The organism is Nonomuraea monospora, from assembly GCF_039531895.1.
Lineage (GTDB): Bacteria > Actinomycetota > Actinomycetes > Streptosporangiales > Streptosporangiaceae > Nonomuraea > Nonomuraea monospora.
In genome coordinates this window covers 145196-159279 of record NZ_BAAAQX010000001.1, presented here as the reverse complement: position 1 = coordinate 159279, position 14084 = coordinate 145196, and the positions used below count along the sequence as shown (strand labels likewise).

General features: G+C 69.7%; 14 protein-coding genes. 9 read left to right on the top strand and 5 right to left on the bottom strand.

Features of this window, described 5'->3' with window-relative positions:
- Positions 1-16: 16 nt before the first annotated feature.
- The 3 genes from ABD331_RS00735 (at position 17) to ABD331_RS00725 (ending at position 2856) form a co-directional block, all read left to right on the top strand.
- On the top strand, positions 17-1417 hold the full coding sequence (locus tag ABD331_RS00735; protein WP_344470156.1) for a sugar porter family MFS transporter: 1401 nt from the start codon (positions 17-19) through the stop codon (positions 1415-1417).
- Between the two features lie 137 nt (positions 1418-1554).
- Positions 1555-2058 (top strand): G/U mismatch-specific DNA glycosylase, encoded by a 504-nt coding sequence (mug, locus tag ABD331_RS00730; protein WP_344470155.1) that lies wholly within the window; start codon positions 1555-1557, stop codon positions 2056-2058.
- Positions 2059-2064: 6 nt separating this feature from the next.
- Positions 2065-2856 carry an endonuclease/exonuclease/phosphatase family protein gene (locus ABD331_RS00725; protein WP_344470154.1) on the top strand — a complete coding sequence of 264 codons (792 nt, stop codon included), beginning with the start codon at positions 2065-2067 and terminating at the stop codon, positions 2854-2856.
- Positions 2857-2889: 33 nt separating this feature from the next.
- On the opposite strand, the gene ABD331_RS00720 is transcribed toward ABD331_RS00725, so the two are convergent.
- A complete protein-coding gene (locus ABD331_RS00720) occupies positions 2890-3843 on the bottom strand; it encodes a GlxA family transcriptional regulator (protein ID WP_344470153.1) in 954 nt (317 codons plus the stop codon).
- A gap of 89 nt (positions 3844-3932) precedes the next feature.
- On the opposite strand from ABD331_RS00720, the gene ABD331_RS00715 reads away from it, so the two are divergent.
- Complete coding sequence (locus tag ABD331_RS00715; protein ID WP_425565926.1) at positions 3933-4871, top strand: NADP-dependent oxidoreductase; 939 nt, start codon at positions 3933-3935, stop codon at positions 4869-4871.
- Positions 4872-4975: 104 nt separating this feature from the next.
- On the opposite strand, the gene ABD331_RS00710 is transcribed toward ABD331_RS00715, so the two are convergent.
- A complete protein-coding gene (locus ABD331_RS00710) occupies positions 4976-5749 on the bottom strand; it encodes a CAP domain-containing protein (protein WP_344470151.1) in 774 nt (257 codons plus the stop codon).
- 718 nt (positions 5750-6467) lie between these two features.
- Between ABD331_RS00710 and ABD331_RS00705 the strand changes: the two genes are divergently transcribed.
- The 4 genes from ABD331_RS00705 to ABD331_RS00690 all read left to right on the top strand — a co-directional run bounded on the left by ABD331_RS00705 (position 6468) and on the right by ABD331_RS00690 (position 8771).
- Positions 6468-7055: an ATP/GTP-binding protein gene (locus ABD331_RS00705; RefSeq protein ID WP_344470150.1), complete on the top strand. Its 588-nt coding sequence runs from the start codon at positions 6468-6470 to the stop codon at positions 7053-7055.
- Positions 7056-7070: 15 nt separating this feature from the next.
- Positions 7071-8315, top strand: a complete 1245-nt coding sequence (locus tag ABD331_RS00700; protein WP_344470149.1) for a Fic family protein — start codon at positions 7071-7073, stop codon at positions 8313-8315.
- Positions 8302-8445 carry a hypothetical protein gene (locus tag ABD331_RS00695; RefSeq protein ID WP_344470148.1) on the top strand — a complete coding sequence of 48 codons (144 nt, stop codon included), beginning with the start codon at positions 8302-8304 and terminating at the stop codon, positions 8443-8445. Before ABD331_RS00700 ends, ABD331_RS00695 begins: the two co-directional genes overlap by 14 nt.
- A 194-nt stretch (positions 8446-8639) precedes the next feature.
- Entirely contained in the window at positions 8640-8771 is a 132-nt protein-coding gene (locus ABD331_RS00690; protein WP_344470147.1) for a hypothetical protein, read from the top strand.
- Between the two features lie 207 nt (positions 8772-8978).
- On the opposite strand, the gene ABD331_RS00685 is transcribed toward ABD331_RS00690, so the two are convergent.
- Together ABD331_RS00685 and ABD331_RS00680 are read right to left on the bottom strand one after the other, a co-directional pair.
- On the bottom strand, positions 8979-9638 hold the full coding sequence (locus ABD331_RS00685; RefSeq protein WP_344470146.1) for a potassium channel family protein: 660 nt from the start codon (positions 9636-9638) through the stop codon (positions 8979-8981).
- Between the two features lies 1 nt (position 9639).
- Positions 9640-10305: a potassium channel family protein gene (locus tag ABD331_RS00680; RefSeq protein ID WP_344470145.1), complete on the bottom strand. Its 666-nt coding sequence runs from the start codon at positions 10303-10305 to the stop codon at positions 9640-9642.
- Positions 10306-10408: 103 nt separating this feature from the next.
- Between ABD331_RS00680 and ABD331_RS00675 the strand changes: the two genes are divergently transcribed.
- Positions 10409-12463 (top strand): APC family permease, encoded by a 2055-nt coding sequence (locus ABD331_RS00675; RefSeq protein WP_344470144.1) that lies wholly within the window; start codon positions 10409-10411, stop codon positions 12461-12463.
- Here ABD331_RS00675 and ABD331_RS00670 read toward each other — a convergent pair.
- On the bottom strand, positions 12443-14062 hold the full coding sequence (locus ABD331_RS00670; protein WP_344470143.1) for an alpha/beta hydrolase: 1620 nt from the start codon (positions 14060-14062) through the stop codon (positions 12443-12445). The two genes, ABD331_RS00675 and ABD331_RS00670, sit on opposite strands and share 21 nt — an antisense overlap.
- Positions 14063-14084 lie beyond the last annotated feature (22 nt).

The window sequence follows — 14084 nt, the reverse complement described above, 5'->3', positions numbered from 1 at the left end:
TCGGGGAGGTAACCGCATGGCTACGCAATACACCCATCATGAGCATCTAGGGCACGTCATCTTCATCACGGCGGCCGCCGCGATCGGTGGGTTCCTGTTCGGGTACGACAGCTCCGTCATCAACGGCGCCGTCATCGGCATCCAGAAGCACTTCCAGGTGGGCTCGTTCGAGACCGGCTTCGTGGTGGCGATCGCGCTGCTGGGCTCCGCCGTGGGCGCCTGGGTCGGTGGCGGGCTGGCGGACCGTTGGGGGCGTACGCGCTCCATGCAGGTCGCGGCGTTGCTGTTCGCGGTCAGCTCCATCGGGCAGATGTTGCCGTTCGCCGTGTGGGACCTGGGGTTCTGGCGGGTCATCGCGGGCTTCGCGATCGGCATGGCGTCCGTGCTCGGCCCCGCCTACATCGCCGAGGTCGCCCCGCCCGCCTACCGTGGCCGGCTGGGATCGTTCCAGCAGCTCGCCATCGTGCTCGGCATCGCGGTCGCGCAGCTCGTCGACTACCTGATCGCCCGCCTGGCGGGCGGCGACGTCAACAACGAGCTGTGGGGGCTGGAGGCGTGGCAGTGGATGCTGGGCGTCTGCGTCGTGCCCGCCCTGTTGTTCCTGCTGTTCGCCTCCACCATCCCCGAGTCGCCCCGCTACCTGGTCATGTCCGGACGGACGCGGCGCGCCCGCGAGGTGCTGGCCGAGATCGAGGGCGACGACGTGGACCTCGACAACCGCATCACCGAGATCCAGCACGTGCTGCGCACCGAACGCGTCCCCGGCCTGAAGGACCTGCGGGGCCGCACGATGGGACTGTTGCCGATCGTGTGGATCGGCATCGTGCTGTCGGTCTTCCAGCAGTTCGTCGGCATCAACGTGATCTTCTACTACTCGTCCGTGTTGTGGCAGTCGGTCGGCATCAACCAGAGCGACTCCCTGCTGATCAGCTTCTCCAGCTCGATCATCAACATCGTGGGCACGTTCATCGCGATCTCGCTCGTGGACAAGATCGGCCGTAAGCCGCTGCTCCTGATCGGCTCGGCCGGCATGGCGGTCGGCCTGGCCACGGCCGCGTGGGCGTTCAGCTTCGCGGGGGGCGAGGGCGAGTCGGTCTCGCTGCCCGACCCGCAGGGCGCGATCGCGCTGGTGGCAGCCAATATGTTCGTGTTGTTCTTCGCGCTGTCGTGGGGTGTGGTCGTCTGGGTGCTGCTGGGCGAGATGTTCCCCAACCGCATCCGCGCCGCCGCCCTGGGCGTCGCCGCCGCCGCGCAGTGGATCGCGAACTGGCTGATCACGGTGTCGTTCCCGGCGCTGGCCGAGTGGAACCTGCCGGTCACTTACGCGATGTACGCGCTGTTCGCGGTGTTGTCGTTCATCTTCGTGAGCAAGTGGGTGCGGGAGACCAAGGGGCGCAGACTGGAGGACATGGGCTGACGCCCGCCCCTTCGCCGGCTGGAGGACATCGGCCGATCACGCCCCTTCGCCGGCTTGACGATATGGGCCGATCACGCCCCTTCGTCGGCTTGAGGATATGGGCCAATCACGCCCTTTCATCGGCTAACCTCCGGCGTGTGCTCGACGACGTCCTAGGCCCCTCGCTCGACGTGCTGTTCTGCGGCATCAACCCCGGCCTCATGTCCGAGGCCACCGGCCACCACTTCGCCCGCCCCGGCAACCGCTTCTGGCCGGCGCTGCACCTGTCCGGCTTCACGCCGCGCCTGCTCGCACCCGCCGAGCAGCACCTGCTCCCCTCGTACGGGCTGGGCATCACCAACATCGTGCCCCGGGCCAGCGCCAAGGCCGCCGAGCTGACCGGCCAGGAACTGGTGGCGGGCGGCGAGGCCCTGGCGGCCAAGGTCGCCGCGCTCGGCCCGAAGGTGCTGGCCGTGCTCGGCATCTCCGCCTACCGCACCGCGTTCGCCCGCCCCAAGGCGGTCATCGGGCCGCAGCCGGAGACGGTGGGCGGGGCCCGCGTGTGGGTGCTGCCGAACCCGAGCGGCCTCAACGCCCACTGGACGGTGGCCACGATCGCCGAGGAGATGGGCCGCCTGCGCTCATCCCTGACGGTGGAATGACCACCGATGATCCGCCATCTCGTGATCGCCGGGCTGTTATCCCTCGACGCGTCCCCGACGCCCGCCCCGGCCTCCGCTCCGCTGCACGTGATGACGTGGAACGTCTGCGCGGGCACGTACAGCGCTTGCCCCCTCCACCGCCGCAGCACCGCCGAGCTGGCCTGGCACGTCGCCGTGCTGGCCACCAAGGCGGACGTGATCTTCCTCCAGGAGTTCTGCGCGGGCGCCGACGCCGACCTGGAACGCGAACTGGAGGCGCGCACCGGCCGCGCCTGGAGCGTCCAGTCGGCCGGGTTCGCCCATCCGGACGGCTCGCCGTACCAGTGCTCCCCCGACTGGAACGGCCGGCCACGCGGCGTGCAGAGCGTCACCCTCGCCCTGGCCCGCCAGGACGCCCGCTTCGAGGTGCACGCGCTGACCACCCCGCCGTGGGGGCTGCGCAGGCCCGCGATCTGCACGGCCGACCGGGCGTTCTGTACCGCGCACCTCTCGTCCGGCTCGGTCTACGACGACCGGCAGAAGGGCGCGCCCTACCGGCACCGGCAGCTCCGCGAGCTGTTCGCGCTCGGCCGCCGGGGTGTCGTCGGGGGCGATCTCAATCTCGTCCCGCGCGCCGCTGCCGCCGCCTACGAGGGACGGGACGAATGCGACCCGCGCGAGCGCTGGACCTACGTCACCCGGAAACGGAAGATCGACTACGTGTTCGCCGGGGACGGCCGGATGCGGGGCTGCTTCGTCGACCACGCCAGGCGACGGTGGTCGGACCACGTACCGGTGCACGCGTGGGTGACACGCTAACGGGCCTCCACCCGCACCCGTCGTCGTGCGCGCTCATTCCCTGAGCCCATCACCCGCGGCCTGGAACGTGTGGCGGTACGACTGGGGTGAGACGCCGATCGCGGCGTGCAGGTGCTGCCGCAACGACGCCGCAGTCGCGAACCCCACCCGCCCCGCGATCACCTCGACCGGCAGATCGCTGGACTCCAGCAACTCCCGCGCCCGCGAGACCCGCTGCTGGATCAGCCACCGCCCCGGGCTCATCCCCACCTCGTCCCTGAACCGGCGGGCGAACGTCCGCAGGCTCATCCGGGCGTGCCTGGCGAGGTCCGTCAGCGCCAAGGGCTGATCCAGCCGGGCGAGCGCCCACTCCCTCGTCGCCGCCGTCCCCGCGCTGGACGGCTCCGGCACGGGCTGCTCAATGTACTGCGCCTGCCCACCGTCCCGCCACGGCGGCACCACGCACCGGCGCGCGACGCGGTTGGCCACCTGGCTGCCGTGGTCCTTGCGTACGAGATGCAGGCACACGTCCACCCCCGACGCCGCCCCCGCCGAGGTGAGCACGTCGCCGTCATCGACGAACAACACGCCCGCGTCCAGCTCCACCTGCGGGAACAGCTCACGGAACCGGGGCTCCAACGCCCAGTGCGTCGTGGCGCGGCGCCCGTCGAGCAGCCCGGCGGCGGCGAGGGTGAACGCGGCGGTGCAGATGGAGACGATGCGCGCGCCGGGCGGGATGAGCCCGAGCGCGCCCGCCACCGCCACCGGCAGCTCCGCCGACTCCGGAGCCGCCCGGTACGGAGGAATGATCACCGTGTCGGCCCCGGCCAGCGCCTCCGGCCCGCGCTCCGCCATGATCACGAAATCGGCGGAGGTGCGCACGGGCAGGCCGTCAGCCGTGCAGGTCACCACCTCGTACAGACCGTCCGCGGTGCCGAAGACCCGCTGCGGAATCCCGAGCTCGAACGGATAGACCCCGTCCAGCGCGAGTACCACGACCCGATGCATGGCAGGATTCTATCGATGGATGACATTCATGCCACTCCCCTCGGGCAGCCGCACCCCGCAGTCTGGGAGCCATGAACGACATCCTCACGATGCGTGCGATCAGCCAGAACGTCACCGGCGCTCCGGACGTCCTCAAGGAGATCAGGCTCCCGCGCCCGGCCCCGGGCCTGAGCGAGCTGCTGGTCCGCGTCCACGCCGCCGGCCTCAACCCGACCGACTGGAAGCACCGCGCCCTCCCCGGCCTGTTCCTCGGCGAGCCGCCGTTCGTCCTCGGCTGGGACGTCTCCGGCGTCGTCGAGTCCGCCGGCCCGGGGGTCACCCTCTTCAAGCCGGGCGACGCGGTCTTCGGCATGCTGCCGTACCCGCACGGCGCCGGCTCCCACGCCGAATACGTCACCGGCCCGGCCCGCGCCTTCGCCCCGAAACCCGCCGCCCTGGACCACGTACAGGCCGGCGCCCTGCCGCTCGCCGCCCTCACCGCCTGGCAGGCCCTCGTCGACACCGCCCGCCTCGAACCCGGTCAGCGCGTCCTGGTCCACGCCGCGGCCGGCGGCGTCGGCCATCTCGCCGTCCAGATCGCCAAGGCTCGCGGCGCGTACGTCATCGGCACCGCCAGCGCCCCCAAGCACGGCTTCGTCCGCTCCCTGGGCGCGGACGAGGTCCTCGACTACCGAACCACGGACCTCGCCGAAACCGTCCGCGACGCCGACGTCGTCCTGGACGCCCAGGGCAGCGAACACGCCACCCGCTCCCTGCGCAGCCTCCGCCCCGGCGGCCTCCTCGTCTCGCTCCGCCTCGACGGCGGCATGTCCGCACTCGCGGAGGAGGCGGCCCGGCTGGGGGTCCGCGCGGAGGTCATGCTCGTGGAGGCCGACCATGCCGGGATGACGGTCGTCGCGGGGCTGGCCGCCGAGGGCCGGTTGCGCGCCGAGATCGCGGGGACGTTCGAGCTGGCGGACGCGGCCAAGGCGCACGCGCTCGGGGAGACAGGGCACACGACGGGCAAGCTGGTGCTGACCGTCCAATGATCGCCGTTCGCACCCTGTTCAGTGACAAGGCCAGGGCTCCGGCGCCTCGGCGCCCGCAGAACCCTGGCCCTCGTCGCAGGCGAAACCCGATCGCCCGCGGAAGATCACCTGGCCGCGAAGTCCTGCGTCCAGTAGAGCGTGCCTGACGAGTCCTTCGCCACGCCGACGCCGATCAGGTTGTACTTGCAGTTCATGATGTTCGCCTTGTGCCCGGAGCTGTTCATCCAGGACTGCATGACCGCGGCGGGCGTGCGCTGCCCCTTGGCGATGTTCTCGGCCCAGCCGGAGCCGCCGGTGAAGCCTGCGGCCTTGATGCGGTCCAGGAAGGAGCGGCCGTCCTGGGAGGTGTGGCTGAAGTAGTTCTTCGCCGCCATGTCGGCCGAGTGCCCGAAGGCGGCGGCGCGAAGCTGCGGGTCGTGCTTGACGGCGGAGCAGCCGCCCTTGGCCCGCTCGGCGTTGACCAGCGCGACGACCTCGTTCTCCTCGGCCGTGCCGACGGTGCCCGTGGACGGCGCCGAGGTGGTGGGGTTCGGCGCGGGCGCGGGCGCCGTCGTGCTCGGCGTGGGAGCCGGCGTGCTCGGGCTGGGGGTCGGCGTGCCCGGGCTCGGCGTGCCGCTGCCCGGCGTGCAGGTCAGCTTGACGGCCTTGGACTTGACGGGACGGCCACGGTAGTCGGTGGCGGTCGCGTAGTAGGTGCCGGGCGCGCAGGCGAGCGCGAGCGTGAGGCGGCCCTTCCTGGTGGCGCCGCTCTTGACGACCGGGTCCTTGCCCGGAACGGCCCGCAGGATGCGGATGCGCAGCAGCGCGGAATTGAAGCAGCCGCGGCGAGCGGCGGAAGTCTGGATCTTCAGTGTGTCGCTGACCTGTGGCTTAGCCACACTCACGCGACACCGCGCCGTCTCCGACGCCGCGGCAGCCTGCGCCGCGCTCACGGGCGCTGCGATCGCTGCCAGGCTGACGGCTGCGGCTAGTACCCCAAGGGGTCTACGCATAGGGGGTTTCCTCCAGTTGCGGTAGACGCTGGATGGCACCGCATTCTGTCGGGACCGATACCGACTTGTCATCTAAAACGGAATATTTCCCTAAAGCGGGTGTAAACCAAAGTGATCGGTGGGACGTCTGGGCAGGCCATCGGGCCCTCACGGTGGAGGGACCGAAACCCCGTTGCGGACGCGGATGCCAGCCGATGCCCCGCCGATCGGGTTGGAAGATCATCCGCGCGGGGTAGCGGCCGAGGGTGACTTCGGCCACCCATGCGCGGCGCCTCACGCCCGCTGCGTCGCCGTCACGACGCAACTCCACCTCACTCGGCTGATACGCTGCAGCCCGGACGGTCACTTGCCGCGCTGGACTCACCTGCTCTGCTGCAGCCCGCACGGTCATCAGCCGCACCGGACTCCCGTGATCCGCTGCAGCCCACACGGTCACTTGCCGCACTGGCATCCCGCGCCCTGCGCCGACCGGCGCTTCCGCAGCCCTCTCGCGGCACATTCATCGGCCTGAATCGCCACCGTCCGCTCAGCCCAACGACCAACGGATCAGGACGATCCGGCGTCGAACGGCGCCCGGATCCAGGACCAGGTGAGGAGCGTTCCAGTGCAGCGCTACATCTTGACCGGCACCCCCGGCGCGGGCAAGACCGCCATCCTGCGGCGGCTGGAACTCGACGGCCACACCGTCGTCGAAGAGGCGGCGACGGACGTCATCGCCCTGTGCCAGGCCGAGGGGGACGATGAGCCGTGGACTCGCCCGTCCTTCTTGGCGGACGTCGTCACCCTGCAACGGCACCGCCAGGAGCGGGCCGACGGCCTGCCGGGCGACGTGCACTTCTACGACCGCTCCCCGATCTGCACCTACGCCCTGGCCGTCTACCTCGGGCATCCTGTCGCGCCCGAGTTGGAGCGGGAACTGGAACGTCTCAACGGGCTGCAGATCTACGAGAAGACGGTCTTGTTCGTGTGCAGCCCCGGGTTCGTGACGCCGACGGCGGCGCGGCGGATCAGCTCCGAGGAGGCTCTTCGGTTCGAGCGGATTCACCGGGACGTGTACGCCTCGCTTGGGTACGAGTGCGTCCCGATCCCCTGGGGCCCGTTGAAGGACCGGGTGTCAGCCGTGAGCTCATACGGCGTCGGCGAGCCGCGCGAGCGTGATCGGCCCGATCCGACCCCGGGCAGCCAACTTTGACACGAAGATAGCGCCATGCTCTGTCGTACGCCCCGGCTGAACGAGGCCGACCTGCGAGCCCTTGAGGAGATCGAACGGATGCGACTCGATCTCCGCTCGCATGTTCACTCTCCGGCCCGGTGGATGAAACAACTCCGCAGAAGCCTTACCGCGCGAGCCATCGTCGGTTCCAACGCGATCGAGGGTTACGTGGCCTCCGTCGACGACGTCGAGGCGCTCATGGCGGGCGAAGAACCCTTGGAGTGCAGCGAGAGAACTCGCAGAGAGGTGGAGGGCCACCAACGGGCCACAACATTCATTCAGGGCCTGTCCGACGCCGGTGATCAGTTCCGCTACGACCTCGGCCTGTTGAACGGGCTCCACTTCATGATCCAGGAGCACCATCCCAACAAACGGCCCGGACGGCTCCGCCAAGGTCCCGTCTACGTCACCGATCCCGACGATCCTGCCTTCCCGGCATACACCGGCCCAGATTCTCAATTGGTGCCGGGCCTGATGGAAGAGCTTGTCGAATGGCTGAACGAAGGGGACTTGGACGCCCCAGCGCATGTCCGAGCCTCGATGGCGCATCTCAACCTAGTGAAGATCCACCCGTGGGCGGACGGCAACGGCCGCATGTCCCGGGCGCTGTCCACCCTCGTATTCGCGCGTGAAGTTCTGATTCCCCCTGAATTCTCCTCGATCGAGGAATGGCTTGGCAGAGGCCAGAACACGTACGCGTACTACCAGGTTCTCAAAAAGGTGGGCGGGCCCAAATGGAGCCCTGAACGCGACACCCACCCGTGGATCAAATTCTGCTTGCACGCCCACCACTTCCAGGCACAGCAAGCCAAACGCCGCGTCGATCTGCTGAGTCGCGCCTGGAGGGAACTGTCCACCACCATTGCCCGCGCGGGGCTCGACGAACGCACTGTCTTCGCGCTCCTACCGGCCTTCTGGTCCTCGCGCGTCCGGCGCACGGTCTATCAGCAGGACGCGGAACTCAGCCCGCAGCAGGCGGTGCGGGACATCCGGCAGTTGTGCCGAATGGGGTGGCTGTTCCTCAGGGACAGGCCAGGGGGCGCTACTACGTCGCCGGTCCCGCCATGCGGCCTGTCCTTGATTCGGTGCAGCAATCCACCAAGCCTTATGTGGATCCATATGGCTGACGTCTGTGGGGAGGGGACGGCTTGGGTCACGTCTGGAGCCCCGCAGGGCGGGTCTAGCGATCTCCGGCACGTGACGGGCCCTTGGTACGCGTTCCTGGATGACGCAGCCTGAGGCGATCCAGCAGATCATCAAGGGCGAGACGTGTGCTGACAGCGGCTGGAAGGATGGGGTGGACGGCCGCGCCGTCACCAGGGATCTGGTGGCGCGCAACGGGCCCCTGGTGCCTTCGCCGACTGGCTGAGGTCGATCCTAAGGAGCGGGATACCGGAGGAACCGAGACGAGAACCCGCCCGTAATCAGACGCCGGCCACCGCACATGCGCTGATCATCGCCCTGCCGGAGGTCTTCCCGTGAGTTCACGACCTGTCACGGGACGAGCTATGGCAATTCACCGTCGAGCTGGTTGGAGCGCTTCGCAGCGCGGCTGAGCTGGATGTGGATGCGACCGTTCAGGAGGTCGTCGCGGGCTGGCGGGCCACTGCGAGGATCAAGGCCGAGCCCGCGGACTACGCCAAGGCCCGCAAGGCTACGAGTGGCGACTTCGGGCGGGCGCACGTGCCGGTGTGAAACGGAGGCCAGAAAGATCGGGCCCACACACGGGGGTGCAGGGGGCCGGGAGGCCCCTTGCCTGCGGGATCGTGGCGAAGCCGCGATCCCGCGACGAACACAGCCCGAGCCGAAGGCGAGGCCCGTTCGGGGCGGGCTCCCAACGGCCCACCCGGTAAACGGGATTGGGGCGGGCTCCCAACGGCCAGCCCGGTAAGACGGGAGGGCTCAGTGCTGGGAGAGCAGGTGAGCGAGCTCCTCCTCAACCTCCTGACTGGCCACGAACAACAATTCGTCCCCCGCCTCCAACGGATCATCCGCAGTAGGCACCAGCACCCGCCCCTCCCGCAGAATCGCCACCAAGGCGGAGTCCACCGGCCAAGGCACAGACCCCGCCCGCTGCCCCACCACCGGCGCGTCCTCCGCCAAGGTCAGCTCCACGAGGTTGGCCTGCCCCTGCCGGAACGTCATCAGCCGCACCAGGTCACCAACGCTGACGGCCTCCTCGACGAGCGCACTGAGCAGCCGCGGCGTGGAGACGGCGACGTCCACCCCCCACGACTCGTTGAACAGCCACTCGTTGTTGGGATGGTTGATGCGCGCCACCACCCGCGGCACCCCGTACTCCGTCTTGGCCAGCAGCGAGACTACGAGGTTCACCTTGTCATCACCGGAAGAGGCGACGACGACGTGACAGTTGTTCAGCCCCGCCTCGTCCAGTGAGGCGATCTCGCACGCGTCGGCGAGCAGCCATTCGGCCCGCGGCACACTGTCGATCTTGATGGCCCGGGGGTCGTTGTCGATGAGCAGCACCTCGTGCCCGTTCTCCAGCAGCTCGGCCGCGATGGAACGGCCGACGGCACCCGCCCCGGCGATGGCGATGCGCATCTCACTCGTCCTCTTCCGGTGCCGCGGCGAGCACCTTGTTGATCCGGTCCATGTCGTTCTCCGCGGCGATGACGTGAAGGACGTCGCCTTCCTGCACCACGGTGTCGTCGGCGATGGTGACGGCCTCGCCCATGCGGTTGATGAAGGCGGCGCGGGTGCGGGCGCGGCTTTCGAGGTCGGTGACGCGGGTGCCGATCCAGGTGGTGTTCACGGTGACCTCGGCCAGGACGACGGTGCCGGTGGGGTCGCGCCAGAGCGGTTCGGCGCCTTCGGGCAGGATGCGGCGCATGATCTGGTCGGCGGTCCACCGGACGGTGGCCACGGTGGGGATGCCGAGCCGCTGGTAGACCTCGGCTCTGCGCGGGTCGTAGATGCGGGCCACCACGTTGTCGACGCCGAACGTCTCGCGCGCCACCCGGGCGGAGATGATGTTGGAGTTGTCGCCGCTGGAGACCGCTACGAACGCGGTGGCCGATTCGACGCCAGCCTCGGTGAGCACGTCGCGATCGAAGCCGACGCCGGTCACCCGCCGCCCGCGGAACCCGGCGCGCAGCCGGCGGAACGCCTGCGGGTCGCGGTCGATGATGGCGACGGAATGTCCGCTGTCTTCGAGGATGTGCGCGAGGGTCGATCCCACCCGGCCACATCCCATGATCACTATATGCATTTCCCCCCGCATCGTCAGCGGTCGGCCGGTTGCTGGACACCAGTATGGCCCCAGGGGGGAGCGCCGCGTTTAGGGCCTCGGCATGCGGCTAGCATCTCGTTACGTGGCGAAGGTAACGGATCTTGTCAAACGCTTGCTCGTGGGGCGCGCCCTGCGAAGCGGGCAGCTCCACGAGCAACTACTCCCCAAACGGATCGCACTGCCGGTCTTCGCGAGCGACGCGCTGTCCTCCGTCGCGTACGCGCCCCAGGAGATCCTGGTCATCCTGTCCCTGGCCGGGGTTTCCTTCTATTCCTACAGTCCGTGGGTCGCCATCGCCGTCGTGGTCGTGATGCTCACGGTCGTGGCCTCGTACCGGCAGAACGTGCACGCCTATCCCAGCGGCGGCGGCGACTACGAGGTCGCCACCACCAATCTGGGCAAGAACGCCGGGCTCACCGTCGCCAGCGCGCTCATGGTCGACTACGTGCTGACCGTCGCGGTGTCCGTGGCGAACGGCGTCGACTACGTCGGCGCGACGATCCCGTTCGTGGGCCAGCACAAACCCGCCGTCGCCATCGTCATCGTCGTCCTGCTCACCGTGGTCAACCTGCGCGGCATCCGCGAGTCCGGCGCCGCCTTCGCCATTCCCACGTACGCGTTCATGATCTCCGTTCTGGGGCTGATCCTCTGGGGCGGCTTCCGGCTGCTGGTGCTGGGCGAGGACCTGGAGGCCCCGAGCGCGCACTTCACGATCGAGCCCGAGCAGACGAACCTCACCGCCTTCGCCGCGGCGTTCCTGGTGCTGCGCGCGTTCTCGTCGGGTTGTGCGGCGCTGACGGGTGTGGAGGCGATCAGCAACGGCGTGCCCGCGTTCAGGAAGCCCAAGAGCAAGAACGCGGCCACCACGCTGCTGATGATGGGCCTGGTCGCGATCACGATGTTCAGCGGCATCATCGCGCTCGGCCTGGCGTCGGGTGTGAAGGTGGCCGAGCCGTCCGTCGTCGCCGAGGACCTGCTCAAGCCGGACGGCACGCCCGTCGGCCCCGGCTACTACCAGCAGCCGATCATCTCGCAGGTGGCCGACGCGGTGTTCGGGGGCGGGTCGCTGCCGTTCGTCGTGATCTCGGCGGTGACGGCGCTGATCCTGTTCCTGGCGGCGAACACGGCGTTCAACGGCTTCCCGGTGCTCGGCTCGATCCTGGCGCAGGACCGTTACCTGCCGCGCCAGCTTCACACGCGGGGCGACCGGCTGGCCTTCTCCAACGGCATCATCATCCTGGCGCTGGGCGCGTGCCTGCTGCTGTGGGGGTTCCAGGCGGACGTCAGCCGCCTGCTGAACCTGTACATCGTCGGCGTCTTCGTCTCCTTCACGCTCAGTCAGACCGGCATGGTCATCCACTGGACGCGCCACCTGAAGACCGAGACCGACCCCAGGGTCCGCCACCAGATGCACCGCTCCCGCGTGATCAACTTCTTCGGCGGGGTCATGACGGGCCTGGTGCTGGTCGTGGTGCTGCTGACGAAGTTCCTGGTCGGGGCGTGGATCGTGGTGATCGCGATGCCGATCCTGTTCCTCATGATGAAGGGCATCAGGCGGCACTACGACAAGGTGGCGGCCGAGCTGGAGCTCACCGAGGACTACGAGCCGGCCATGCTGCCCGCCCGCAACCACACGATCGTGCTCGTCTCGAAGATCCACAAGCCGACCATGCGGGCCCTGGCGTACGCGCGCGCCACCCGTCCGTCCACGCTGGAGGCCGTCACGGTCGGCGTGGAGGGCGACGAGGCGCGCAAGCTGCAGGAGGAGTGGGAGCGGCGCGGCATCCCGGTGCCGCTGAAGATGCTCGACTCGCCGTACCGGGAGATCACGCAGCCGATCCTCGACTACGTCAAGGCCATCCGCCGGCGCTCGCCGCGCGACGTGGTGACGGTCTTCATCCCCGAGTACGTGGTCGGCCACTGGTGGGAGCACCTGCTGCACAACCAGAGCGCGCTGCGGCTGAAGGCGCGGCTGCTGTTCAAGCCCGGGGTGATGGTGACCAGCGTGCCGTGGCAGCTCCACTCGTCCGACAGGCTGCTGGGCAGGCCCGAGCCGTTCGCGCCCGGCGCGGTGCGGCGGCCCTGGCACCAGACGGTCCAGGAGGAGTCGCAGCAGCTAGCCGACAAGCGCCCGTAGCCGCCACGTGTCGTTGGGGCCCCAGCCCGGGGGCGCGGCCACGGCGGCCCAGCCGTCGACGATGTTGGCGCCGTACCGGTGGCCGTGGCCCGGCGGCACGCTCAGCGCGCTCGTCATGTCCACCAGCACCTGCCAGAACGTCACCAGCGGGAACCAGTTCATCTGCGGGTTGACGCCCGGCCCGCGCGGCCCCTCCAGCCAGGCCGGCCTGCGGTAGATGAGCTGCGGCGACCACCACACGACGGGGTCGGAGGCGTTCTGCAGGTAGACCACGCGCGGGCGCGGCCACGGCGCGGCCGGCCGGTACAAGTCGGTGGGATGCTGGGCGAACCTGGCCGTCCTGCCGCCCTGGTAGACGGGCCGCCACACGGGGCTGCCGCGGTCACGGCCGCTGGTGAGGCGGTGCCAGATCGGGTTGGCGTTCGGCGGCCCCACGAACACCGCGCCGTCCGCCCGCGCCACCAGGTCCGCCAGGTCGCCGAACGCCTGCTCCAGCTCGTACGAGCCGAGGCTCTCACCCGACAGCAGCAGCCTCGGCCGCTCCCCCGCGGGCAGCCGCGCCCACCGCTCCCGCACCGCCTCGAACAGCGCCCTGCCCGCCGCGGCCGCCTTCTCCCTGTCGACCAGGAACGACACCCAGCTCGGCAGGTACGAGTACTGCATCGCGACCATCGCGGAGCGGCCGTTGTACATGTACTCCAGCGTGTCGGCGATGTGCGGATCGACCCAGCCGGTGCCCGTCGTGCCGAGCACGGCCAGCACGGGCCTGCCGAACGCGCCGGTGCGCTCCAGCTCGCGGACGGCCAGCGCCGCCTGCGCCCGCGGAGTGGCCGCACTGTCAAGACCGATGTAAACCCTGATCGGCTCCGCCGCGGGCCTGCCGGAGAAGGCCCGCAGCCGGGCCGGGGTCGCGGCCGTCCCGGTGAACCGGCGGCCCTCCCGGCCCAGCGAATCCCAGCTCACCAGGGAGCGCGGCCCGCCCGACACGTACGCCGACACCGGCGGGCGCACCCCCGGATGCGTGCCGTCGTTGGCGACGGACGAGATGTCGCTCATCCTGGCCACGAACCCGTTGAACAGCACGTCGTTGGCGAACACCGCCACCAGCAGGCCGATGACCACCACCCCGACGGCGTGACCCACGTACACCGGGACGTACCGGTCCAGCCAGGAGATCAGCTTGCGGCCCCCGAGGCGTACCAGCCGGGCGGCCAGCAGCGCGGCGGCGAACAGCACGACCGCCAGGGCCAGGATCACCGGCGGGAACCACTCGATCCGCGTGTCCATGCCCATGAGCGCCCGCAGGTCGCGCTGCCAGTCGTAGCTGTACCACAGCGCCACCACCGCCAGCGCGGCACACCCGCCGAGCATCACCCGCCAGGCGGCCCGCCGCCCCCGATCGGGCAGTTTGATCATCGTACGGCACAGCGCCCCGATCGCCGCGCCCACCGCGTACCCCAGAATGCCGGTGACCGCCCCCATCACGCCCTGGTAGAGCCACGTGCGCGGCAGCAGCGACGGCGTCAGCGAGGCGCAGGCGAACAGCGTGGCCAGCAGCGTCCCCCCGAACCCGAGCCGCCGCCGCACCACCCTTTCCATGAACACCCAGAGTAATGGATCA

Bases quoted from the DNA above. Each gene is read 5' to 3' on its own strand.
- ABD331_RS00735 (WP_344470156.1), top strand. From the start codon at position 17: ATGGCTACGCAATACACCCATCATGAGCATCTAGGGCACGTCATCTTC.
- ABD331_RS00725 (WP_344470154.1), top strand. From the start codon at position 2,065: ATGATCCGCCATCTCGTGATCGCCGGGCTGTTATCCCTCGACGCGTCC.
- ABD331_RS00720 (WP_344470153.1), bottom strand. From the start codon at position 3,843: ATGCATCGGGTCGTGGTACTCGCGCTGGACGGGGTCTATCCGTTCGAG.
- ABD331_RS00715 (WP_425565926.1), top strand. From the start codon at position 3,933: ATGCGTGCGATCAGCCAGAACGTCACCGGCGCTCCGGACGTCCTCAAG.
- ABD331_RS00700 (WP_344470149.1), top strand. From the start codon at position 7,071: ATGCTCTGTCGTACGCCCCGGCTGAACGAGGCCGACCTGCGAGCCCTT.
- ABD331_RS00695 (WP_344470148.1), top strand. From the start codon at position 8,302: ATGACGCAGCCTGAGGCGATCCAGCAGATCATCAAGGGCGAGACGTGT.
- ABD331_RS00685 (WP_344470146.1), bottom strand. From the start codon at position 9,638: ATGCGCATCGCCATCGCCGGGGCGGGTGCCGTCGGCCGTTCCATCGCG.
- ABD331_RS00680 (WP_344470145.1), bottom strand. From the start codon at position 10,305: ATGCATATAGTGATCATGGGATGTGGCCGGGTGGGATCGACCCTCGCG.
- ABD331_RS00670 (WP_344470143.1), bottom strand. From the start codon at position 14,062: ATGGAAAGGGTGGTGCGGCGGCGGCTCGGGTTCGGGGGGACGCTGCTG.